Annotated in this window: 19 protein-coding genes; 15 read left to right on the top strand and 4 right to left on the bottom strand. The window is 68.3% G+C overall.

What is annotated here, in order from left to right:
• Nucleotides 1-14 precede the first annotated feature (14 nt).
• Nucleotides 15-653, bottom strand: a complete 639-nt coding sequence (locus tag ACSAGD_RS11290) for a hypothetical protein (RefSeq protein ID WP_437582848.1) — start codon at nt 651-653, stop codon at nt 15-17.
• Nucleotides 654-917: 264 nt separating this feature from the next.
• Between ACSAGD_RS11290 and ACSAGD_RS11285 the strand changes: the two genes are divergently transcribed.
• Both ACSAGD_RS11285 and ACSAGD_RS11280 read left to right on the top strand, forming a co-directional pair.
• Complete coding sequence (locus ACSAGD_RS11285) at nt 918-4,814, top strand: efflux RND transporter permease subunit (protein WP_437582846.1); 3,897 nt, start codon at nt 918-920, stop codon at nt 4,812-4,814.
• A gap of 3 nt (nt 4,815-4,817) precedes the next feature.
• A complete protein-coding gene (locus tag ACSAGD_RS11280) occupies nt 4,818-5,300 on the top strand; it encodes an NUDIX hydrolase (RefSeq protein WP_437582845.1) in 483 nt (160 codons plus the stop codon).
• Between the two features lie 30 nt (nt 5,301-5,330).
• Here ACSAGD_RS11280 and ACSAGD_RS11275 read toward each other — a convergent pair whose 3' ends face one another.
• On the bottom strand, nt 5,331-6,863 hold the full coding sequence (locus tag ACSAGD_RS11275) for a pyridoxal phosphate-dependent decarboxylase family protein (protein WP_437582844.1): 1,533 nt from the start codon (nt 6,861-6,863) through the stop codon (nt 5,331-5,333).
• A gap of 1 nt (nt 6,864) precedes the next feature.
• Nucleotides 6,865-8,229: an MFS transporter gene (locus ACSAGD_RS11270; protein WP_437585163.1), complete on the bottom strand. Its 1,365-nt coding sequence runs from the start codon at nt 8,227-8,229 to the stop codon at nt 6,865-6,867.
• 141 nt (nt 8,230-8,370) lie between these two features.
• Between ACSAGD_RS11270 and ACSAGD_RS11265 the strand changes: the two genes are divergently transcribed.
• From ACSAGD_RS11265 to fdxA, 13 genes are all read left to right on the top strand, one after another.
• Nucleotides 8,371-9,273 (top strand): arginase family protein, encoded by a 903-nt coding sequence (locus ACSAGD_RS11265; RefSeq protein WP_437582843.1) that lies wholly within the window; start codon nt 8,371-8,373, stop codon nt 9,271-9,273.
• Between the two features lie 215 nt (nt 9,274-9,488).
• The gene (locus ACSAGD_RS11260) at nt 9,489-10,415 is read left to right on the top strand and encodes a hypothetical protein (RefSeq protein ID WP_437582842.1); all 927 of its coding nucleotides are present in this window, start codon (nt 9,489-9,491) and stop codon (nt 10,413-10,415) included.
• Nucleotides 10,416-10,710: 295 nt separating this feature from the next.
• Nucleotides 10,711-11,553, top strand: a complete 843-nt coding sequence (locus ACSAGD_RS11255) for a sirohydrochlorin chelatase (protein WP_437582841.1) — start codon at nt 10,711-10,713, stop codon at nt 11,551-11,553.
• 149 nt (nt 11,554-11,702) lie between these two features.
• Nucleotides 11,703-13,451 (top strand): nitrite/sulfite reductase, encoded by a 1,749-nt coding sequence (locus tag ACSAGD_RS11250; protein WP_437582839.1) that lies wholly within the window; start codon nt 11,703-11,705, stop codon nt 13,449-13,451.
• Nucleotides 13,448-14,191 (top strand): phosphoadenylyl-sulfate reductase, encoded by a 744-nt coding sequence (locus ACSAGD_RS11245; RefSeq protein ID WP_437582838.1) that lies wholly within the window; start codon nt 13,448-13,450, stop codon nt 14,189-14,191. The genes ACSAGD_RS11250 and ACSAGD_RS11245 overlap by 4 nt, the downstream gene beginning before the upstream one ends.
• Nucleotides 14,188-15,141 (top strand): sulfate adenylyltransferase subunit CysD, encoded by a 954-nt coding sequence (cysD, locus tag ACSAGD_RS11240; protein WP_437582837.1) that lies wholly within the window; start codon nt 14,188-14,190, stop codon nt 15,139-15,141. Before ACSAGD_RS11245 ends, cysD begins: the two co-directional genes overlap by 4 nt.
• Nucleotides 15,141-16,481: a sulfate adenylyltransferase subunit 1 gene (locus ACSAGD_RS11235; RefSeq protein WP_437582836.1), complete on the top strand. Its 1,341-nt coding sequence runs from the start codon at nt 15,141-15,143 to the stop codon at nt 16,479-16,481. The genes cysD and ACSAGD_RS11235 overlap by 1 nt, the downstream gene beginning before the upstream one ends.
• On the top strand, nt 16,478-17,548 hold the full coding sequence (locus tag ACSAGD_RS11230; protein ID WP_437582834.1) for an ABC transporter substrate-binding protein: 1,071 nt from the start codon (nt 16,478-16,480) through the stop codon (nt 17,546-17,548). Before ACSAGD_RS11235 ends, ACSAGD_RS11230 begins: the two co-directional genes overlap by 4 nt.
• Entirely contained in the window at nt 17,545-18,369 is an 825-nt protein-coding gene (locus ACSAGD_RS11225) for an ABC transporter ATP-binding protein (protein ID WP_437582833.1), read from the top strand. The genes ACSAGD_RS11230 and ACSAGD_RS11225 overlap by 4 nt, the downstream gene beginning before the upstream one ends.
• The gene (locus tag ACSAGD_RS11220; RefSeq protein ID WP_437582832.1) at nt 18,359-19,255 is read left to right on the top strand and encodes an ABC transporter permease; all 897 of its coding nucleotides are present in this window, start codon (nt 18,359-18,361) and stop codon (nt 19,253-19,255) included. The genes ACSAGD_RS11225 and ACSAGD_RS11220 overlap by 11 nt, the downstream gene beginning before the upstream one ends.
• Nucleotides 19,252-20,121, top strand: coding sequence for a uroporphyrinogen-III C-methyltransferase (cobA, locus tag ACSAGD_RS11215; protein ID WP_437582831.1), 870 nt, complete (start codon nt 19,252-19,254; stop codon nt 20,119-20,121). Before ACSAGD_RS11220 ends, cobA begins: the two co-directional genes overlap by 4 nt.
• Before the next feature lie 67 nt (nt 20,122-20,188).
• Nucleotides 20,189-21,574 (top strand): FAD-dependent oxidoreductase, encoded by a 1,386-nt coding sequence (locus ACSAGD_RS11210; protein ID WP_437582829.1) that lies wholly within the window; start codon nt 20,189-20,191, stop codon nt 21,572-21,574.
• Nucleotides 21,571-21,888, top strand: coding sequence for a ferredoxin (fdxA, locus tag ACSAGD_RS11205; RefSeq protein ID WP_437582828.1), 318 nt, complete (start codon nt 21,571-21,573; stop codon nt 21,886-21,888). The genes ACSAGD_RS11210 and fdxA overlap by 4 nt, the downstream gene beginning before the upstream one ends.
• Nucleotides 21,889-22,171: 283 nt before the next feature.
• Here fdxA and hutI read toward each other — a convergent pair whose 3' ends face one another.
• The gene (gene hutI / locus ACSAGD_RS11200; protein WP_437582827.1) at nt 22,172-23,359 is read right to left on the bottom strand and encodes an imidazolonepropionase; all 1,188 of its coding nucleotides are present in this window, start codon (nt 23,357-23,359) and stop codon (nt 22,172-22,174) included.

Below are 23,359 nucleotides of genomic sequence, written 5' to 3'. Positions count from 1 at the left end.
CAGACGTGGCCGAGTTACGCGGACGGCCAGGACTCCGGGGTCGGTCCGCTCAGGGCGCCTGTGCCCGCGTTTGGGTCGATGATGAGGTTGGTGAGGGTTCCGCCGTTCGGGAAGTCACCGCCAGGTGCGAGCGTTGCGACTCCGGTGAAGCTGATCGAGTTGTCTTCGGGGCGGTTGTTTGGGTCGATGTCCCACTGGATCGAGCCGACCGTAGGCTCCGACGTGTCGAACGGAGTCGTTGCGGTGAAGACGATCTTGTTCTCCGTGACCTCTATGTTGTCCCACGCGGGGTTCTGTCCCTTCATCGCCTCTACTGAGCCGTACGGGAATGGGACGTTGAGGAACGAGAAGTCTGGATTCGAACCGTTGTACGTGACGGTGATCTGGAACACCGTGCCAGCCGCCACGACCTTGGGGTCGTTGGGGTCGGAGGGTGAAATGCGGACACCGTTCGAGCGGACGGAACCGGAAGCGGTGGCGGTGCCGATGACTTCGCCTGCAGTCAGGAAGAAGTCGAGCTCGTCAGCCGGATTGCCTTCGCTGGCGGCGGCGGCGGGAGTGGCGACGGCCACGGCGATGACGGGTGCTGCCCAAGCGGCACCCTTGACGATTGTGCGGCGGGAGGGCTGGGCGGTGTGCAGGGTCTCTGTCATTTTCGTCCTCGGGTAGTCGGGTTTCGGGGAAAGTGACGCGCATCGTGTTCGAGCTGCCAGGGAGCACCACTATGGGAGTCTATCATGTTAGGAAGCCTTACTAACAAAAATATTACGTAACATGCGTGGCGACCGTCGATCAGCGCCCGTTGGATGATATCCAGTTCAGCACGCACGTGTGAAAGAATGCTCAGGCGGGACCCCGGCGTGCACGGTGGAGATCAGGTGCACGCATCCACCACCTCTGAAATCTGCGGGAGCACTGTGCACCTTCTCAGCGTCGCGAGCCTCAAGAACCGCGCGCTCATTGCGCTTGTCACGATCGTGGTCGCTGTCTTCGGGGGCATCGCGCTGACAGGGCTCAAACAAGAGCTCGCACCGAACATCACGTTCCCACAGCTCGCGATCGTCACGAGCTACCCCGGTGCGGCACCGGACGTCGTCAACGACGATGTCTCGACGCCCATTGAGAAGGCGATCCGCGGCGTTCCCGGACTTGAGTCGACGTCGGCGACATCCAGCACGAACCTCAGCATGGTGTCGGCCACGTTCACGTACGGAACCGACCTCGGCACGGCCGAGCAGAAGATCAACCAGGCGCTGAACCGGATCTCCTCGACTCTTCCTGATGACGTTGACCCCGAGGTCATGACGGGAAGTCTCGATGACTTCCCGATCATCCAGGTCGCAGTGACCGGCGACGACAACGATGCATTGAACGACCTGCTCGAGCGCGTCGCCGTTCCCGACCTCGAAGACGTGGAGGGCGTGCGCGAAGCGGCCATCACAGGAGCATCAGGCCAGCGTGTGACGATCACGCCGGACACCGACGAGCTCGCGAAGGTCGGCGCGACCACCCAGAACATCTCAGACACGCTGCAGCAGAGCGGCTCACTCGTCGGCGCGGGTGAGATCACCGAGGGTGACAACACCTACGCGGTTCAAGCTGGGTCCAAGCTCAGCTCCGTCGAGGACATCGCCGCGCTGCCCCTCAGCGGAGTCGTCAGCCCCGAGGGCGACCCCGTGACCATCGATGATGTCGCAGACGTCGCGCTGACGGACAACCCCATGACCTCCATCTCGCGCGTCGACGGTGACGAGGCGCTGACCCTGTCGATCACGAAGATGCCCGACGCGAACACGGTGGACGTGTCGAATGGTGTGCGCGACGTGCTGCCTGATCTGGAGGAGTCGCTGGGCGACGGCATCCAACTCACCATCGTCTTCGACCAGGCACCGTACATCGAGCAGTCGATCGAATCGCTCGCCACGGAGGGGCTGCTCGGCCTCGCGTTCGCGGTCATCGTGATTCTGCTGTTCCTGCTCGACGTGCGCGCGACGATCGTCACGGCCATCTCGATTCCGACGTCTGTGCTCATCACGTTCATCGGTCTGCAGGTCGCGGATTACACGCTGAACATCCTCACCCTGGGTGCGCTCACGATCGCGATCGGGCGCGTCGTCGACGACTCGATCGTCGTCATCGAGAACATCAAGCGTCACCTCGGACTCACCGCGGACCGCACCGGCGCCGCCCGGCTCGGAGCCATCGCAACTGCTGTGCGTGAAGTCGCAGGCGCCATTACGGCATCCACCATCACCACCGTCGCGGTGTTCCTTCCGCTCGCGCTCGTCGGGGACATGACCGGTGAGCTGTTCCGTCCGTTCGCGCTCACTGTGACGATCGCGCTGCTCGCGTCACTGCTCGTGTCGCTCACGATCGTGCCGGTGCTGGCGTACTGGTTCCTGCGCGCGCCGAGCGAGAAGGCGCTCGCCGCCATCGAGGCAAAACGTCAGAAGCGCGAGGATGCCGTCGCCGCCCGCGAGCGTGCACGTGACGAAGCGGTCGCAGAACGTCAGGCGAAGAAGGACGCCAAGATCGCCGCGAAGACCGCTAAGGATGAGGAGCGCGCCGCGAAGGAGCGGGAGCGCGAAGAGCTGCGCCTCACCGAGCTGCGCGCGCGTGAGCAGAAGGAAGCCGCGAAGCAGGAGCAGCGCGCTCAGAAGGAAGCCGCGAAGAACGACGCCCGCGAACAGAAGCGCGCGGCGAAGACGGCACCGACGAGCGCTGCGGACGACTCGGCCGGGGATGCTGCCGAAGAAGCTGCCTCGACGGAGAAGACGACGCCCGAGGGACCTGCACCCATGCCGGCGATCGTCTCGGGCAGCTACGTGCGTCCGGCGAAGACCGTTGAACCGCGGCCAGAGCCGCAGAAGGACGCTCGACCAGAGGGCGAGACGCCCGAGGACACTTCGGGGGCAGAATCTGCTGCTGAGGACGCGGCCCCGGAGCCCGCTTCGTCCGATAGCGCTGCCGACGAAACCACGGATGCGCCTGAGGCGGAGAACGCCGCCGCCGTCGCACCTGAGCCCGAGAGCGACAACGCGTCCGACGAGCGCGATGTCCCTGACGAGCGCGAGACGCAGAAGGAAGAGCCGGCAGAAGAACCTGTCCTCGTCTCCGAAGAGGCGCCTGCCGCGGCATCCACCCCCACCCGTCGTTCGCGGCGCAAAGCCGACACCGATCACGAAGATGAGCTGAGGCACCCCACGCTGCTGCAGCGCGGCTACCTCCCGATCATCCGGTGGACGCTCAAGCACTCGGTGACGACGCTCATTCTGTCCCTCTTGGTCATGGCCGTCACGCTCGGTGCAGCGCCGTTCATGAAGACGAACTTCCTCGGCGACTCCGGGCAGAACACCCTGTCGGTGACGCAGACCTTCGAGCCGGGCACGAGCCTCGATGCGCAGGACACCGCGGCGACCAAGGTTGAGGACGTTCTGCTCGACATCGACGGAGTCGAGACGGTTCAGGTCTCGATCGGGTCGAATGGCAGCCAGATGAGCGCCTTCCTCGGCGGCGGCTCGGACAGCGCCACCTATTCGATCACGACGGACACCGAGGCAGACCAGACCGCGCTCCAGCAGACTGTTCGCGAGAAGCTCGATGAGATCACGGATGCCGGCACCATCGAGGTCTCCTCGATGAGCGGCTTCGGCGCCTCGACGGACATCGAGGTGGACATCACCGCGACCGGTGCAGACGCTCTCGCCGACGCGACGAAGAAGGTGCACGACGCGCTCGCCGACCTCGGCTCGATCGCTCAGGTCACCGACAACCTCGCCGAGACGCGCCCGTACCTCGCAGTGACGGTCGACCGTGACGAAGCCGCGAAGGCCGGGTACAGCGAGATCGCGCTGAGCTCGTTCGTGTCGAGCCAGACGCAGCCTCAGCAGGCCGGCACCGTCGTGATCGATGACTCGACGCTCACGATCTACCTGCAGGCGGCCGATGAGCCGGCATCCATTGACGAGTTGAAGGACCTCGAGGTGCCCACTCCGACCGGGATGGTGGCGCTCTCAGAGCTCGCCACGGTCGAGGTGACCGACGGACCCCAGACCGTTACGACGCTCGACGGCGACCGATCGTCGACCGTGAGCGCCACCCCGAAGGGCGACAACCTCGGCGCCGCGAGCGCCGAGGTGCTCGAGGCGGTCGAGGGACTCGACCTGCCGGCCGGTGCGAAGGCGGAGCTCGGCGGCGTCACTGCCGATCAGGACACCGCGTTCCAGCAGCTGGGTCTCGCGATGCTCGCGGCGATTCTGATCGTCTACATCGTGATGGTCGCGACCTTCCGTTCGCTGCGTCAGCCGCTGCTGCTGCTGATCTCGGTGCCGTTCGCCGCAACCGGCGCCATCGGGCTTCAGCTGGCGACGGGCGTTCCGCTCGGCGTGGCATCCCTCATCGGTGTGCTCATGCTCATCGGAATCGTCGTGACAAACGCGATCGTGCTCGTTGACCTCGTGAATCAGTACCGCGACAAGGGACTGACAGTGTCTGATGCCGTGGAGCACGGTTCCGTCAGACGTCTGCGTCCGATTCTGATGACGGCCCTCGCGACGATCTTCGCGCTGACCCCCATGGCGCTCGGCGTCACCGGTCACGGCGGGTTCATCTCGCAGCCGCTCGCGATCGTCGTCATCGGCGGGCTCGTGTCATCGACCGTGCTGACGCTCGTGGTGCTGCCCACGCTCTACAACCTCGTCGAGGGCGCGAGGGAGCGCAGACAGGCCAAGCGTGCACGCAAGGATGCCGAGCGGGCGAAGCACGACGAGGCCGACGCGCCGTCGCAGAAAGCTGAGGCCGCCGGGTTACGGTAAGGCATGGGCACTCCAGAGTTCATCACGGCTCTTCGGAAGAAGATCGGACACGATGAGCTCTGGCTGAGCGGAATCACCGCCGTCGTGACCCGTCGGGCTGCGGTCGGAACCGAGATTCTGCTGGTTCGTCGCGCCGACAACGACGAGTGGACCAACGTCTCGGGAATCATCGAACCCGGTGAGCAGCCCGCCGTCGCGGCCGAACGCGAAGTGCTCGAGGAGGCGGGGACTGTCGTGGTCGCAGAGCGACTGGCGTGGGTGCACTCGCACCCGCCCATTCAGTGGGCGAACGGCGACAGAGGTCGGTTTCTCGACCTCGTCTTCCAGTGCCGCTTCGTCTCCGGTGACGCGACACCGGCAGACGGAGAGAACACGGAGGCGCGCTGGTTCTCCCTCAGAGACATGCCGCAGATGCGCATGACTCAGCTCGAGCGCATCGACGCGGCGCTCAGTGGTGAATCGGCGGCGAGGTTCGAGCGTCGCTGACGGGATGCCTCGCGGTGAAGCACACGAGCGTCACTGTTCCGGAGGCTCTACCTGCCGCGCGAGGATCTCGATGAGCAGCCGCTCCGACACCGCGGCGGGCAGCAGCTCGACGAGCGCCATGAGCGGAGCCATCTTGGCGGGGAGCGGCGAGGCCGAGGACGCGTGGGAGCTCGCGGCATCCCCAGACCCGCCGACGCCGAACCGGGCGAGCAGCGCCGCAGCCCGGCTCGCCGTGAGTGGCTTGCTGAGTGCGCCGGAGAGACGCAGCGCCTGCACTGCAAGGCGCGGGTTCGCGGGGGCACGCCCCCGCACGTCGTCCGCGGCGGTGACGAGCGCGGCGCTGAGCTCGTCGAGCATCCTCTCGGTCACCGGCGTGATTGTGAGGTGCGTTGTGCGGGGAAGGTGCAGGCCGTTCGCCTGTGTGAGGCCCGGCTGCATCTGCAGAGTGAAGCCGAGCTCCGCGACGCGGTCGGCCCAGTGGTGCGGGTCCACGCGCTGGCGCTTCGGCACGGAGTCATCGAGGGCGACGGCGAAGAGCGGTCCGCAGGGCGCTCCGACGACACGAAGCCCGGCGATGCCGTCGACGACGGCGCGGAGCCTCTCCGTCGACCGCTGGCACGAGGCCACAAGCTCAGCGAAGCCGTCCGTGCCGAGCCGCTGCACGATCGCCCACGCGGCCGCCAACGCTGAGACCGACTTGGAACCGAGAATCGTCGGATTGACCACGGGGTATCCGGGCCAGCGCGCTGTCGCGAAGTACTGCAGCCGCTGTCGGTCGCGGTCGCGCTGCAGCAGAACCGAGACTCCCTTCGGCGCGTAACCGTACTTGTGGAGGTCCGCCGAGATGCTCGTGACACCTGGAAGGGCGAAGTCCCACTCGGGAGCATCCCGCCACCACGGAAGGGCGAAGCCGCCGATGCACGCATCGACGTGACAGGGGATGCCGTGGCGCTGCGCCGCCGTCGCGACATCGCGCACGGGGTCGACGACCGCAAGCGGGTAGCACGGGGCCGAGATCACGACGAGGGCAACGTCAGGGCCGAACCGCGAAGCGATATCGGATGCCGTGACAGCGCCGTTCTCGTCGACGGGGACGAGATCGAGGTCGAGGCCGAAATAGTGGGCCGCCTTGTGGAACGCGGCGTGCACGGTCGACGGTGCGATGATGCGCGGTCGCAGCCCGAGCGAGCCCGTGGGAGTCTGATCGTCGCTCACCTGACGCGCCGTCCACGCATCGCGGGCCGTCTTGACCGCGAGCAGGCAGCTCTCGGTGCCGCCGCTGGTGACCGTGCCGACGACGGAATCGTCGCCGTGCAGCATCCCTCGTGTGAAACCGATGAGGTCGCGCTCCATCGCGGCGACGGAGGGAAACGCGGTCGGGTCGAGCCCGTTCACCGGCTGCACGAGACGCATCGCCTCGGCCGCCAGTTCGTCGAGCTCGGCCAGGCCTGAGTCGTAGACATACGACAGCACGCGGCCGCCATGCGTCGGGGCGTCGGCATCTCTGAGCGTCTGAAGGCGGGAGAGGATCTCTCGCGAGGCGTCGCTCAACTCCGGGCTCATGTCAGCCTCCGGTTGTTCCCTCTGGTTCGATGTCGTGCTTGCGCAGCCGGTAGCGGCTCAGCGTCAGAAGGCTCAGCAACATCGCCACAGCAGGCACAACGCTGAAGCTCAGCACGATTCCCGTGACGGTCCCATCGGTCTGCGTGACCGCTTCGACCCCCGTCGACTCCTGGTAGCCCGTGACCGCCAGCACGATCGTGAGCGCCGTCGCGCCGAACGCCATTCCCGCGGTCTCGCCCGCGGTCCAAAGCCCGCCGAAGACGCCCGCGCGGCCGGCCCCGTGCCGAGCCGAGTCATGAGAGATGACGTCGGGCAGCATCGCCATCGGAAGCGACTGCATGCCCGCGTAGGCCCCACCCGCGACGGCGACGGGAATGTAGACCCACCAGCCGGGCGACCACAGGAGCATCACGAGGGACGCCGCGGCTATCAGGAAGATCAGACTCGCGAACCAGAAGCTGCGCTCCTTGCCGATACGCTTCGCGATTCCGCCCCAGACCGGCGTGAGAAGCAGCGCTGGAGCGATGAGAGCGACGAACAGGAACGTCACGCCGTCCTGCGAACCGAGCACCCAGGTCGCCACGTACTGCGCACCGGCGAGCATCATGCCTGTCGCGATGCCCTGCAGCATGTAGGTCGCGATGAGAACACGGAACGGCTGACTGCGAATGAGGGCACGGATGCCGCCGCGGTAGTTCTGCACGAGAGACGCCGTCGGGCGCGCCTCGGGTTCGGGGACGTTGCGTGGCGCGACCGAGGCTGACACCAGCATCCCGACCCCGAGCAGCGCACCGGCAACGACCGCCATGAGCAGGTACCCCAGGTAGGGGTTGCCCGGCGCAAGGTCGCGGAGAATCGGCCCGCCCGCGCCGAAAAGCAGAATGGCGACCGCGAGCATCACGACGCGCCACGTCAGCAGGCGCGTGCGCTCGTCATAGCGCCGGGTGAGTTCGGCGGGCAGCGCGATGTAGGGCACCTGGAAGAAACTGAACGCTGTGGCGCAGAGCATGAACGCGACGGCGACCCAGATCGCGGATGCCAGAGGCGGAAGCCCCGGAACGACAGAGAACGTCAGAACGAAGAACACCGGCAGGGCGAAACCGCCCATCACCATGAACCGTCGCCGGGAGCCGCTGCGCACCAGGCTGAAGTCACTTCGACCGCCGATGATCGGGTCGATCACGACATCCCACACCTTCGACACAGTGAGGATGAGACCCGCAGCGATGGCCGTGACGCCGAGCGTGTCGGTGAGGTAGTACACGAGAACGAGACCGGGGAGAGTGGCGAAGCCGCCCGTTCCGAGGGAGCCGATGCCGTAGCGCCAGAGCGTGGAACGCGACAGGCGTGTGCGCGTCACGCTGATGGGGCCCGTGGCGTCGCTCGGTTCGGTCACGCAGACGGCTCCGTCCGCACGATGCGCTCCATCTCTGCCATGACCTGATCTTAGTGCCTGTGCGGTCACGGTCGGCCCGAGCGCGGGCGCAGCGGTGCTAGCGTCGGCACCATGGCTGGAGATTCGGGTTCACTCTCGCACGATGACCTGTGGCCGCGGGCCGGCGATTGGACAGCGACGGATGCCGTGAACGGCGACGTCGACCTCGCCCTGATCGGCGTACCCACGTGCCGCACGTCGCTCTCACCCACAAGCGCAGACGCCACCCCGGAGGCCGTCCGTGATGCGCTTCGCCGATACAGTCCGTTCGCGCACGACGCAGACATCGAGATGCTGACGCTGACGGATGCCGGAGACATCACCGACCCGGACGGCGACGAGACCGCCGCAGCTGAGCGCATCGGCGACGTGGCCGCACGCAGCCGGCTGCTCGTGGCGCTCGGCGGTGACAACGCGGCATCGGTGCCCGTCGCGCAGGGCACGTGGGGGAGCGACATCGCGACGGCGGGTCTGGTGACCCTTGACGCCCACTACGACCTGCGGGATGGTCGCTCCAACGGCTCACCGGTGCGACGTCTCATCGAGGCGGGGCTCGACGGGCGACGGGTGGTGCAGATCGGCATCCAGGACTTCGCGAACTCGCGAGCCTATGCGGAGCGTGCGGCGGAGTACGACATCACGGTGATCCTGCGCGACGAGCTGATGTGTCGGCCCATGGCCGACATCATGTCCGAAGCGTTCGCGATCGCTGGCGCAGCGGGCGGTCCCATCCATGTGGATCTTGACGTCGATGTGTGCGACCGGTCTGTCGCTCCGGCGTGCCCGGCCTCGACTCCTGGCGGCATCTCGGCCTACGAGCTGCGGCAGGCGGCGCGCAGTGCCGGGCGGCATCCGTCTGTTCACTCCATCGATCTGGTCGAGATCGATGCGACCGCCGACGCTGCGGATGCCCGAACCGTGCGTCTCGCTGCCCTCTGCGTGCTGGAGGCCGCGGCGGGTCTCGCCGACCGCTGATCTGCTGACGCTCCCCGCTTTCCTGCCCTGCCCCTCCTGCCCAGCCCTGCCCTGTCTCACCCAGCCCCGCCTATTCGCTCCTCCCCAGCGATGAGTGACGTTCAGGTGTACCAGATACCGCTTTCCGACTCTGGGAAAGCGGTATCTGGTACACCTGGAGCGAGTCATGTGGATAACGCAGACGCAGCGCGCCATGCCTTGCCAGAGTGGACGGCATGCCTCGTCGTTCCGTCGATCTCCCCGCTGACCTCGGTGTGAGCTTCGCTGTTCGAAGCGCGACAGACAGGGGCATCCATCCGGCGAGGCTGACGGGCAATGGCCTCGATCGACCGTTCCACGGCGTTCGCACTCGCCTCCAGATCGCTGGAGAACCTGACGAGGTGGTGCGCCTCCGTGCACGGGCCTATCTCCCCCTGCTGCGTGCTGATGACGCGTTCAGCCACCGCACGGCGGCCCTGCTTCACGGAGCTCCCTTGCCTTTCAGCGCGGACACGCGTCTTCATATTGCGACGAGAGCACCCACGAATCTGGTCCGCTCGCGGGGAACCGTGGGGCACCGCGCATCTGCTGGGGTTGGAGCGGTCGCCCTCGACGGTCTGCGAGTGACCGATCCTGAATCGACATGGGCTCTGTTGGGCGATGAGCTCACGACAGAGTGGCTTGTGGCTGTGGGCGACTACCTCTGCCGTGTGTGGCGTGATGAGCGGTTCGCAGAGAGCAGGACGCCGCTTGCGACGCCGAAGAAGCTGCAGGATGCCGTCAAGCGGATGCGCTGGCGAGGCATCCGCCGTCTGCGAGAGGCATTGCCGCTGATCCGCTGCGACTCGTGGTCCCCTCGAGAGTCGCTGACGCGATACCGCCTGGTCACCGCTGGCCTTCCCGAGCCGGCGCTGAACCGCGAGTACTGGGATGCCTCTGGAGGCTTTCTCGGCTGCCTCGACATGTCGTACCCCGAATTCAAGGTGGCGGTCGAGTATCAGGGGCGCGTTCACGGCAAGCAGTATTCGCGCGACATCGAGCGGGTCGAGCGTCTGCGCGCGGCCGGATGGATCGTCATCCAGGTGTCGTCGGAGCTGTTCGACCGTACAGAAGAGTTGGTGAGACGCGTGCGAGACGCGCTTGTCTCCAGGGGCTGGGGCTGAGACACGGCCCATGTGCGGGGGCCTTCAGGTGTACCAGATACCGCTTTCCCAAGCTCGGAAAGCGGTATCCGGTACACCTGGACGCACTCCGGGCGAAAGCGGGGCCCGACCGGTCTGTGGCGACGGGGCTGGACCGGTCTGTGGCGACGGGGCTCGACCGGTCCGTGGTGACGGGGGCTCGACCGGTCTGTGGCGACGGGGCAGCGACGGAGCGGCGACCGGTCTGTGACGAAATGCGTCGGCCCTGACACACGGCGACTTCTAGGCGGGTGCCTGCATCGGTCACCATGAGTGCATGACGACACCCGTGCTCGCCGCGATCTCACACGGCACCTCATCCGCAGCAGGCCAGACAGCGGTCGCGGCGCTTGCAGACGCCATCAGAGAGGATGCCGCAGCATGCCGCTCCGATCGCGGCGCACCGTCGCGCATAAGCGCTCGCAGTGCTGAGGATGCCGCGACGCTTCGCTCCGGGGAGGCCAGGGGGTGCCGCACGCAGGACGTCGATGATGCGCCGGAGGTGGTGCTCGGCCACGTCGATGTTCAGCAGCCCGACGTACCCGCGGTGCTCAGCGCGTGTGAGCCTGGGGCGCCGGTCGTCATCGTTCCGCTGCTGCTCTCGGCCGGTTACCACGTGCACGTTGACTTGCGAGAAGCGGTCGCCGCGGCATCCGACCGCACTGTCACAATCGCATCAGCGCTCGGTCCTGACCCGCGCCTCGCTGACGTGCTCGCGCGGCGACTCCTGGACGCTGGCGCGCGTCCGGGGCGCGATCACATCGTGATGGCGGCCGCGGGGTCGAGCGACGCCGGCGCCGTCGACGACTGCCGCGCGATGGGGCGCCTGCTCGCGGAACGGCTCGGCGTGCCCGTCACGGTCGGTTTTCTCTCAGCGGCAGAGCCCAAGCTCGCGGATGCCGTCGCGACGACGCGCGGCGACCGCGGTGACGGACCTCGCGTCGTGGTCGCCAGCTATCTGCTCGCGCCGGGCTTCTTCCACGATCTCGCACGGGCCGCCGGTGCTGATGTCGTGACCGAGCCGCTGCTTGATCCGCAGCGTGAGATTCCCGACGAACTGGTCGCGATCGTGCGCGACCGCTATGACCTGGCGTGCGCCCGGCTGTCAACTCGTCGATGAAACACAGCGGCTGAACCCCCGCGATGCGCGTCATATGACGTTATGCGTCACTGCCGCCCAGCACGGCGCCGGCGCGATGTCTAGTTTCGGTCGAACACGGCGACAGATCGTCGCCGGACAGACGACATCGACAGCGAAAGGCGCCAGGGATGCTCAGGGAAGGATCAGCACCGGCGGATGCCGCGGCCGCTGACACCGCCGCGGTGAAGACGCGACCGGCACGCCCCAAACGTGCTCCGAAGCCGAACGGTCAGTGGAAGGTCGACGGGACCGCTCCGCTGAACCCGACCGAGGAGATGAAAGCCGCAGACGGCGGCCTGAATGTGCGCGAGCGCATCGAGCGGATCTACTCCAAGGGAGGGTTCGCCTCGATCGACCCGGAGGACCTGCACGGACGGTTCCGCTGGTGGGGGCTCTACACGCAGCGCAAGCCCGGAATCGACGGCGGTCGCACCGCGACACTCACTCCGGAGGAGCTCGAGGACGAGTACCTCATGATGAGGATCCGCACGGACGGCGGCCAGCTCTCGACCGAGCAGCTGCGCACGATCGCCGGCGTCTCCACGGAGTTCGCCCGCGACACCGCGGACATCACGAACAGGCAGAACATCCAGCTGCACTGGGTGCAGGTCGAGAGCGTGCCGGAGATCTGGCGACGCCTCGAAGCGGTGGGACTGCGCACGACGGAAGCCTGCGGCGACGTGCCGCGCGGGTTCCTGTGCTCACCGGTCGCGGGAATCTCCGCCGAGGAGCTCATCGACCCGACGCCCTACGTGCGTGAGATCTCAGCGCGTTACATCGGAGACCCTGAGTTCGCGAACCTGCCCCGCAAGTACAAGACAGCGATCACGGGGCACCCGAGTCAGGACGTCGTTCACGAGATCAACGACTGCGCGTTCGTCGCGGTGCAGCATCCTGAACACGGCGTCGGCTTCGACGTCTGGGTCGGCGGCGCGCTGTCGACGGTGCCGCGGTTTGCAGAGCGGCTCGGTGCCTGGGTCGCTCCCGATCAGGTGACCGAGGTGTGGGCGGGTGTGACGAGCATCTTCCGCGACTACGGCTACCGGCGCCTGCGCAACAAGGCGCGCATGAAGTTCCTGCTGGCCGACTGGGGCCCGGCGAAGTTCCGCGAGGTTCTCGAGACCGAGTACCTCGGGTACCGCCTCTCGGACGGTCCGGCTCCGCCGAAGCCCACGACACCCGGCGACCACGTCGGCGTGCACCGGCAGAAGGACGGCAAGTTCTTCATCGGCGTCACCCCGAAGGTCGGCCGCGTCTCGGGGACCACGCTCAGCCGGCTGGCCGACCTGCTCGACCGCTTCGGCACCGCGCGCGTGCGAACGACGCCGAAGCAGAAGCTCCTCGTGCTCGACATCGAGGAGGCCGACATCGACGAGGTGGTCGCTGAGCTCGAGACGCTGGGGCTCTCGGCGCGTGAGGATCTGTTCCGCCGCGCGACCATGAGCTGCACGGGTCTCGAGTACTGCAAGCTCGCGATCGTCGAGACGAAGCAGACATCGTTCCGCGCCATCGACGAGCTCGAGGAGCGTCTCGCGGGAATCGACCTGCCGCACCCAATCAGCCTGCACCTGAACGGCTGCCCGAATTCGTGCGCGCGCATTCAGACGGCCGACATCGGCCTCAAGGGGCAACTCATCACAGACGAGAACGGTGTGCAGACCTCGGGCTTCCAAGTTCACTTGGGTGGCGGCCTCGCCTCCGACACGCGCACGGAAGCCGGGCTCGGCCGCACGATCCGCGGGCTCAAGGTCACCTCGGAGGACCTCGTGGACTACGTCGAGCGCATCGTCAGGCGATTCCTCGCCGACCGAGATGCCTCTGCCGACGAGTCGTTCTCCGAGTGGGCGCATCGAGCCGACGAGGAGGCCCTGCAATGAGCGTCAGTCTCGCCCCGCGCACGACGGAGAGAAGGGATGCCGCCACCCTGCGCGCACTCGCTGAGCGCGGCGCCGCCGAGCTGCGCAGCCTCAGCGACGCCGAGGCCGGGCCTCGCGAGGTGATCGCGTGGGTCGCCGAGAATTTCGACACGGATGCCGCGGCCGTCGCGTGCTCGATGGCGGACGCCGCGCTTCCGCACCTGGTCGCGGACCAGCTGCCGGGCGTCGACGTGCTGTTCCTCGACACCGGGTACCACTTCGCTGAGACGTACGCGACACGAGACGAGGTGGCGCGGGCGCTCGATGTGCGCGTCATCGACGTGCTCCCCGAGCAGACGGTGGCACAGCAGGATGCCGAGCACGGTGCTCGTCTTCACGACCGCGATCCGGGTCTGTGCTGCGCGCTGCGCAAGGTCGCGCCCCTTCAGAACGCGCTCGCCGGCTATGAGCTCTGGTTCACCGGCGTGCGCCGCGATGAAGCGCCCACTCGTACGAATACGCCTCTCGTGACCTGGGACGACCGCAACGGACTCGTCAAGGTGAACCCCGTCGCCTCGTGGAGCTTCGACGACCTGCTCGACTATGCGGGCGCCCACCAGGTTCCGGTGAACCTCCTCATGTCCCAGGGCTACCCCTCCATCGGATGCCAGCCGTGCACGGCCCCCGTCGCGGCGGGCGACGACCCTCGGTCGGGCCGCTGGGCCGGACTCTCGAAGACAGAATGCGGACTCCACCTATGAATGACACACGTTTAGCACCACACCCCTCCTCGCAGACGACGCACGAGACTGAGTCGCGGACGCTCTCGTCGATCGATCAGCTCGAGGCCGAGGCGATCCACATCATCCGCGAGGTCGTCGCCGAGTTCGAGCGGCCCGTGCTGCTGTTCTCCGGCGGCAAGGACTCCATCGTCGTGCTGCACCTCGCCGCCAAGGCGTTCTGGCCGGCCGCGGTGCCGTTTCCCATCCTCCACGTCGACACGGGTCACAACTTTCCCGAGGTCATCGCGTTCCGCGATCAGACGGTCGAGCGCTACGGTCTGCGGCTCGAGGTCGCCCGTGTGCAGGACTACATCGACGACGGCCGTCTCGCGGAGCGCGCCGACGGAACACGCAACCCTCTGCAGACGCAGCCGCTGCTCGACGCGATCGCCGCGGGCCGCCACGACGCGGTGTTCGGCGGAGCGCGCCGCGACGAGGACAAGGCCCGGGCGAAGGAGCGCATCTTCTCGCTCCGCGACGAGTTCGGTGCGTGGGACCCGCGCAACCAGCGCCCGGAGCTCTGGAACCTCTACAACGGCCGGCACACGCCGGGGCAGCACGTTCGGGCCTTCCCGATCTCCAACTGGACGGAGCTCGACGTGTGGCGGTACATCGAGCGCGAGCAGATTCCTCTCGCATCGCTGTACTACGCGCACGAGCGCGAGGTGTTCCAGCGCGACGGCATGTGGCGGGCCGTGGGCGACGTGAGCGTGCCGAAGCCCGGCGAGACCGTCGAGCGCCGCACCGTCCGCTACCGCACCGTCGGCGACATGAGCTGCACAGGAGCGGTCGAATCGGCGGCCGCCGACGCCTCCGCGGTTGTGCGCGAGGTCGCGGCATCCACCATCACCGAGCGCGGCGCCACACGCGCAGACGACCGCATCTCCGAGGCCGCCATGGAAGATCGCAAGAAGGACGGATACTTCTGATGACAACGACAGTCAGTGCACCGGCATCCACCGCCGCCACCGAGTCCACGCTGCTGCGCTTCGCCACCGCCGGCTCCGTCGACGACGGCAAGTCGACGCTCGTCGGCCGCCTGCTGCACGATTCGAAGGCGATCCTCGCCGACCAGCTCGAGTCCGTCGCCCGAACGAGCCGCGAGCGCGGTTTCGGCGGCGACGCGGGCGGGTTCGACTTCGCGCTGCTCACCGACGGGCTGCGTGCCGAGCGCGAGCAGGGCATCACGATCGACGTCGCCTACCGATACTTCTCCACGGGCCGCCGATCGTTCATCCTCGCGGACTGCCCGGGGCACGTGCAGTACACGCGCAACATGGTCACCGGCTCGACCACCGCGGACGTCGTCGTCGTGCTCGTCGATGCGCGTAAGGGCGTGCTCGAGCAGACCAGGAGGCACCTCTCGGTCGTGCAGCTGCTGCGAGTACCGACGGTCATCGTCGCGGTGAACAAGATCGATCTGGTCGACTACGACGAAGCCGTGTTCGACCGCGTCGCCTCAGAGGTCGCGACCGTGACCGACGAGCTCGGGCTGCCCTCGGTGCACGTGGTGCCGGTGTCTGCGCTCGAGGGAGACAACATCGTGACGGCATCCGCGAAGACCCCGTGGTATTCGGGCCCCGCGCTTCTCGAACTGCTCGAGCTGCTGCCGAGCATCGATGAGCGCGAGGGGCAGCGCGAGGCGCTCCGGATCGACGTTCAGACGGTCATCCGCCCGCAGGGGGCGCTCGCTCCGGGCGTGGACCCCGAGGAGTTCCGCGACTACCGCGCCTACGCCGGCCAGATCTCGAGCGGCAGCGTGAGAGTGGGGGATGCCGTCGACGTGTTCCCGGCCGACATCACGACGCGCGTCACCGCGATCGACACGGCGGACGGCTCGCTCGACGAGGCGCATGCGCCGCAGTCCGTCGCGCTGCGTCTCGCCGATGATGTGGATGCCGCGAGGGGCACCGTCATCGCGGCATCCGGTCATCTTCCCGTCGCTCGGCGCGACATCGAAGCGGAGCTCTTCCAGTTCGACGCGCGTCCGCTCACCGCCGGGTCGCGCGTTCTCGTGAAGACCGGGACGACCACGGTGAAGGCGATCGTGACCGACATCGACGCGCGCCGCGATCTCGAGACGCTCGCGCTCATTCCGGCGTCGCAGCTCGAGGCGAACGACATCGGCGTGGTGCGGCTGACCCTTGCCGCGGAGCTGCCGATCGATGATTACGGCCAGCACCGGCGGGGCGGCGCCTTCGTGGTGATCCACCCGCAGGACGGCCAGACGCTCGCCGCCGGAACCGCACGGGGAGAGCGCACGACATGAGACGGGTCGCCGCAGCCGTCGCGCTCACCGCTCTCACCGCTCTGCTGGGCGGGTGCGCGTCGGCCTCTGAGGCCGCCGAGCGTGACACGCTGCGCCTCGGGTACTTCGCCAACGTGACGCACGGCGTCGCGCTGGTCGGGGTGCACGAGGGCATCTTCGCCGATGCGCTCGGCGAGACTCAGCTGCAGACGGAGGTGTTCACGGCGGGTCCGGCCGCTGTCGAAGCGCTCGCCGCGGGAGCGGTCGATGCCGTGTACCTCGGGCCGGCGCCGGCCGCGAACACATTCGTCCGCAGCGAGGGGCGCTCCGGCGTCATCGTCGCGGGCGCCGCGACCGGAGGCGCCGCACTGGTTGCCCGAGCTGGCGTCACGATCGACGGCCCGGAGGATCTCATCGGGCTGCAGACCACCACCCCCGGGCTGGGAAACACTCAGGACGTCGCGCTGCGGTCGTGGCTTCGCGACGCGGACGTCACAACGACGCGAACGGGGAGAGGGGATGCCGCCGTGACACCGACCGCCAACGCCACCGTGCTCTCCCTCATGGAGCGCGGCGAGGTCGACGCGGCCTGGACGGCAGAGCCTTGGGTGTCACGTCTCGTCGCCGAGGCGGGAGCGCACGTCGTCCTCGACGAGGGCGAGCTGTGGCCCGACGGGCGGTACCCGACGACGGTTCTCATGGTCTCCGCCGACCTCGAGCAGCATCACCCCGAGCGGGTGAGCGCGCTGCTGGAAGGTCACCTCCGTGCGCTGGACACCATCTCGGCGGATCGCGCCGCCGCGGCATCCATCATCAACGATCAGCTCGAGATCGACGCCGGTGCGGGCCTCGACGACGCCGTGCTCGCGAATGCGCTCGAGAACGTGGACTTCACCGCGGACCCCGTCGCCGCAGCGTTCGAGACGATTCACGAGGATGCCGTCGCGGCGGGGCTCCAGAAGCCCGGCGACCTGGCGGGGCTCGTCGATCTGAGCGAGCTGAACCGGCAGCTGGAGGCACTCGGGCGCGACCCCGTCTCCGACGCAGGACTCGGCGGTACCGACGCGCACGAGGGAGGTGCACGATGACCGACACGGCGACTCTCACCGATCAGCTCGGTTCCGCGAGCCTCGCAGCCGAGGCGCGCGGCGTCGGCGAAGCGCGCGCGGCGGAACAGCCGGCGATCACGATCTCCGGCGTCACCAAGCAGTACCGAGGCGCGTCGGCCCCCGTGCTCGAGAACATCGATCTGAGCATCGCACCGGGCGAGTTCGTGTGCCTGCTCGGGGCGTCCGGCTGCGGCAAATCGACGCTCCTCAACCTCATCGCGGGGCTCGACGCGCCGACTGCGGGACGCATCGACGTGCCGCGCGACGGCGCCGCGGTGATGTTCCAGGAGTCCGCCCTCATGCCATGGCTGACCGCCCGCCGCAACGTCGAGCTCGCGCTGCGCCTCCGGGGAGTCCGGCGTGCGGAGCGCTCAGCGGCGGCGAGTGAGCTGCTCGCCACAGTGGGCCTCGAGGATGCCGCGGGGCGACGCCCACACGAGCTCTCCGGCGGCATGAGGCAGCGCGTCGCCCTGGCGCGCGCGCTCGCCCAGAACCGCTCGGTTCTGCTGATGGACGAGCCCTTCGCCGCGCTCGACGCGATCACGCGCGACCTGCTCCACGACGAGCTCGAGAGCGTCTGGCGACGCACCGGACGCACGATCGTCTTCGTCACCCACAACGTGCGTGAGGCCGCGCGGCTCGGGCAGCGCATCGTGCTGCTCGCGCCTCGACCGGGGCGCATCGCCGCCGAGTGGAGGCTGCCCGACGTGGACGAGCGTCGCGCAGATGATCCGCGCATCGACGAGGTCGCCCGCGAGATCACCGCCCGTCTGAGGGAGGCGATCCGCGATGGCCGCTGATGTGCGGGAGCGCGAGGCCGTCACCGTGCCACAGCCGTCGGCGCAGAGCGAGAGCGCGAGGGATGCCGGGGCCGCGACCGCCCGCGGTGCGGAGCGACGCGGCATCCTGCACTCTGTTCTTCCCCCCGTTCTGCTCGCCATCGTCCTCGTCGCACTGTGGCAGCTCTGGACGCTCCTCGTGCAGCCGCGCCCCGATCTGTACCCGGGGCCGCTCGACGTTCTCGCCGCCGTGGGCTCGGCCTGGAGCGACGGAATCGTGCAGCTCGCCGTCGCCACGAGCGCGCAGCGCGGAGCATCCGGGTTTCTGCTCGCGATTCTGATCGGAACGCCGCTCGGGCTGCTGCTGGCCGAGTCGCGCGTGCTGCGCCGAGCCTTCGGGCCGTTTCTCTCCGGTCTGCAGGTGCTGCCCTCCGTCGCCTGGGTGCCCGCCGCCATCATCTGGTTCGGGCTCAGCGACGCGACCGTGTACTTCGTGATCCTCATGGGCGCGGTGCCGTCGATCGCGAACGGCCTCATCACGGGGACGACGCAGGTGCCGCCACAGTTGCGCCGTGTCGGCACCGTCCTGGGTGCAGGGCGTGTGCAGCAGGCGCTGCTCGTCGTGCTGCCCGCCGCGCTTCCGGCCTACGTCGGCGGGCTCAAGCAGGGCTGGGCGTTCTCGTGGCGGTCGCTCATGGCCGCCGAGATCATCGCCACCGGCGGATCGATCGGCTTCGGCCTCGGGGCCATGCTCGACCAGTCGCGGCAGCTCGCCGACCTGCCGGGCGTCTTCGTCGCCCTCGGGCTCATCCTCGTGGTCGGCATCGTCGTCGAGACGGCGGTGTTCGGCCCCCTCGAACGACACCTTCTCCGCCGACGCGGACTCATCACGGGAGGCACTCGATGATCATCGAACCATCGACCGACGGGCGTGGCCGGGTCACGCTCGTGGGCGCCGGCCCGGGCGATCTCGGGCTGCTCACGGTGCGCGGCTTGCGCGAGATCGAGACGGCCGATGTCATCGTGGCCGACCGTCTCGGGGCGGCCGCGGTGCTCGACCAGCTCGTCGCCGAGCGCGGCATCCCGCTCTCTGCCGAGATCATCGACGTCGGCAAGCAGCCCGGGCACCACCGGGTGACGCAGGACGAAATCAACGCGCTCCTCGTACGGCTCGCGCACGCCGGTCGCCGGGTCGTACGGCTGAAGGGCGGCGACCCGTACGTCTTCGGGCGCGGCGGCGAAGAGCGCGACTTCTGCCGGTCGCGCGGGGTTCCGGTTGATGTCGTGCCGGGCGTCACGAGTGCGGCATCCGTTCCCGCTCGCGCGGGCATTCCGCTGACGCACCGCGGCCTCGCCTCGGCCTTCACCGTCGCCACCGGGCATGACCAGATCCGCGAGATCGGCGGCGGCCGCGACCACACGGTGCTGCTGCTCATGGGCGTCGGGACCCTCGCGCACTCCGCGATGATCCTCGCGCGCGGCGACCGCGGTGCCGACTGCCCCGTTGCGATCGTCGAAGACGGTTACGGGCCGCGCGAACGCAGCACGTTCGCGACGCTCGGCACCCTCGCCGCGGTCGCGGCGGAACGCGGCATCCGCTCGCCCGCCGTCGTCATCGTGGGCGACGTCGTGCGACTCAGCCCGGATGCTCCGCCCGAGCTGTCCGCGGCGTTTCACCTCCCGGCGGCCGCCGATCTCCCCGCGGCCACCGACCTCTCCGCGGCCACCGACCTCTCCGCGTCCAGCGGAGCCGCGCTTCAGGGCGCACTCTGACCAACCTCACCCTCGCGACGTCGGCAGCTCCGGTGTCGCGGACCTCCTCACGAAAGGCACTCCATCGATGACACTGAGAGAACTGCGCGTCGCCATCGTCGGCGCGGGACCCGCCGGAATCTATGCCGGAAACATCCTCGGAAACGAGATCGCCGCCGCGGGCGGCCAGGTGCAGATCGACCTGATCGAGTCGCTTCCCGCACCGTTCGGGCTCATCCGCTACGGTGTCGCACCCGACCACCCGCGCATCAAGGGCATCGTGAACTCGCTGCACGACATTCTCGATGAGCACAGCATCCGACTGATCGGCAACGTCGAGGTCGGCCGTGACATCGCTCTCGATGAGCTTCACGAGCGTTATGACGCGGTCATCCTCGCGACGGGCGCTTCGCGCGATGCATCCCTCGACATTCCCGGCATCGATCTGCCTGGCTCGTACGGCGCCGCCGACTTCGTGTCGTGGTACGACGGGCACCCGGACGTTCCCCGCACCTGGCCACTCGATGCCCAGAGCGTGGCGGTCATCGGCAACGGCAACGTCGCGCTCGACATCGCGCGCGTGCTCGCCAAGCACGCGAAGGACATGCTGCCGACCGACGTGCCCGCGAACGTGTACGAGGGTCTTGCGGCATCCGCTGTCACCGACGTTCACGTGTTCGGACGTCGCGGTCCGGGAGACGTCAAGTTCACCCCGATTGAGCTGCGCGAACTGGGCGAGGTGCCCGACGTCGACGTGATTCTGCACGAGGACGATTTCGCGGCGGAAGACGCCATCGCGGCATCCGGAGAGAAGCCGGCCGGGCGCTCGAACCAGGTCAAGATCATGCTGCGCACCTTCAATGCGTGGCGTCAGCGCGAGACAGGAAGCGCGTCGCGTCGTCTCCACCTGCACTTCCACCACTCGCCGGTGGCGGTGCTCGGTGAGACCGAGGTCACCGGTGTGCGATTCGAGAAGACCAAGCTGGATGCCGCGGGTACGCTGCGCGGCACCGGCGAGTTCGTGGACTACGACGTGCAGGCCGTGTACCGCGCGGTGGGGTACTTCGGCTCGCCGCTGCTCGATGCGCCGTTCGACGAGTCGCGTGGCGTCATTCCGAACGAGGGTGGTCGCGTGGTCGCCGACGGTGCGCCGGTCGCGGGCCTCTACGCGACGGGCTGGATCAAGCGCGGACCGGTCGGCCTCATCGGTCACACGAAGAGCGACGCTCTCGAGACCATTCAGAAGCTGATCGAGGATGCCTCCGCGGGGCGCCTGGCACCGCCTCGCGAGTCGGGCGACGTTCTCGACCTGCTCGACGAACGCGGCGTGGAGCATACATCCTGGGACGGCTGGCTCGCCCTCGACGCCCATGAACGCGCGCTCGGAGAGGCGGAGGGCCGTGAACGCATCAAGGTCGTTCCGCGCGAGGAGCAGGTCGAGCTGTCACGGGCGGAGGTGCTGTCGGTCTCATGACGTACGTCATTGCGCTGCCGTGCGTCGATGTGAAGGACAGGGCCTGCGTCGACGAGTGCCCGGTGGACTGCATCTACGAGGGAGAGCGCAGCCTTTACATCCACCCAGACGAGTGCGTGGACTGCGGTGCCTGCGAGCCGGTCTGCCCCGTGGAGGCGATCTACTACGAAGAGGACCTTCCGGAGGAGTGGGAGGACTACTACACGGCGAACGTGGAGTTCTTCGACGACCTCGGCTCCCCGGGCGGTGCCGCCAAGCAGGGGCCGGTCCCGAAGGATCACCCGCTCGTGGCGGCGCTGCCACCGCAGGCGTAGCGCGGCAGGCGAAGCGCCGCCGGTTTGGCGCCGTAGATGTAGCCTGACGCTCCAGGTGTACCGGATACCGCTTTCCCGTGGTGGGAAAGCGGTATCCGGTACACCTGGAGCGAGGACGTGGTTATCGTGTGGCGCAGGAGAGGGAAAGCCTCAGACAGGCCTGGCACGTGGGTGCCGGGGTAGGCCAGGTAAGTGCGTAGGCAGGTAGGCAGGCAGGCGGGCGTCGGCAGCCGGGCAGCAGGGCAGGCGGGCGTAGGCGGGCAAGCTCGAGGGGCTTCGGGCGCTATGCGCCGCCGGCCCAGACGCGCCGCACGAGCGGCACGCCCGGTCGGTACGCGAGGTGCACGTAGCTCGGGGCCCGCAGAAGAACGAGGTCCGCGCGGGTGCCCGGCGCGATGCGCCCCACGTCGTCTCGACGCAACGCCTTCGCCCCGCCGACGGTCGCCGCCCACAGCGCCTCGGCCGCCGTGAACCCCATGTCGCGCACAGCGACGGCGATGCAGAACGCCATGCTCGAGGTGAAACTCGACCCGGGGTTGCAGTCGCTCGCGAGGGCGACTGCAACCCCGGCATCCAAGAGTCGACGGGCATCGGGGTACGGCTGCCGCGTCGAGAACTCGACTCCGGGCAGCAGCGTGCAGACCGTGTCGGATGCCGCGAGAGCGGCGACGTCCTCGTCGGCGAGATACGTGCAGTGATCGACGCTCGCCGCCCCGAGCTCGACCGCGAGCCGCACTCCGTCGCCGTGTCCCAGCTGATTGCCGTGCACGCGAACTCCGAGGCCGCGGTCGGCTCCGGCCTCGAGCACACGTCGGGACTGCTCGGGCGTGAAGGCGCCGCGCTCGCAGAACGCGTCGACCCAGCGGGAGCGCGGCGCGCACGCATCCAGCATCGGGCCGCACACGAGATCGACGTACTCGTCGGCGCGGTCCGTGTACTCCGCGGGCACCACGTGGGCACCGAGGAAGGTCACGTCCTCCGTCACCTCGCGGGCGAGCCGGACCAGTCGCTCTTCGTCGCGCACGCTCAGGCCGTAGCCGGTCTTCACCTCGAAGGTCGTCGTGCCCTGCGAGTGCAGCTCTGCCACGAACCCGGCGAGGCGGTCGCGCAGCTCATCGTCGCTCGCCGCGCGTGTGGCCTCGACGGTCGAGCGGATGCCGCCCGCGGTGTACGGCTGCCCCGCCATGCGTGCGGCGAACTCGGCCGACCGGTCGCCACCGAACACGAGGTGCGTGTGCGAGTCGACGAACCCGGGAATGACCGCCTGGCCCGCGGCATCCACGGTCTCGTCGTATCGAGTGCCCTCGGGCAGTGGGGGAACGGATGCCGCGTCGCCGACCCACGCGATTCGGTCGCCCTCCAGCACGACGGCGGCGTCATGATGGATGCCGAGGCGCGCCGTCCCGTCTGCACTCTCATCGTGCGGGACGTTCGTGACCAGCTCTCCGATGTTCGTGACGAGGGTGCGCAC

This window comes from Paramicrobacterium salitolerans, from assembly GCF_051513965.1.
Classification (GTDB): Bacteria; Actinomycetota; Actinomycetes; order Actinomycetales; family Microbacteriaceae; genus Paramicrobacterium.
Note: the sequence above shows the minus strand (reverse complement) of the source record. Positions and strands in the feature narration are given on the sequence as shown.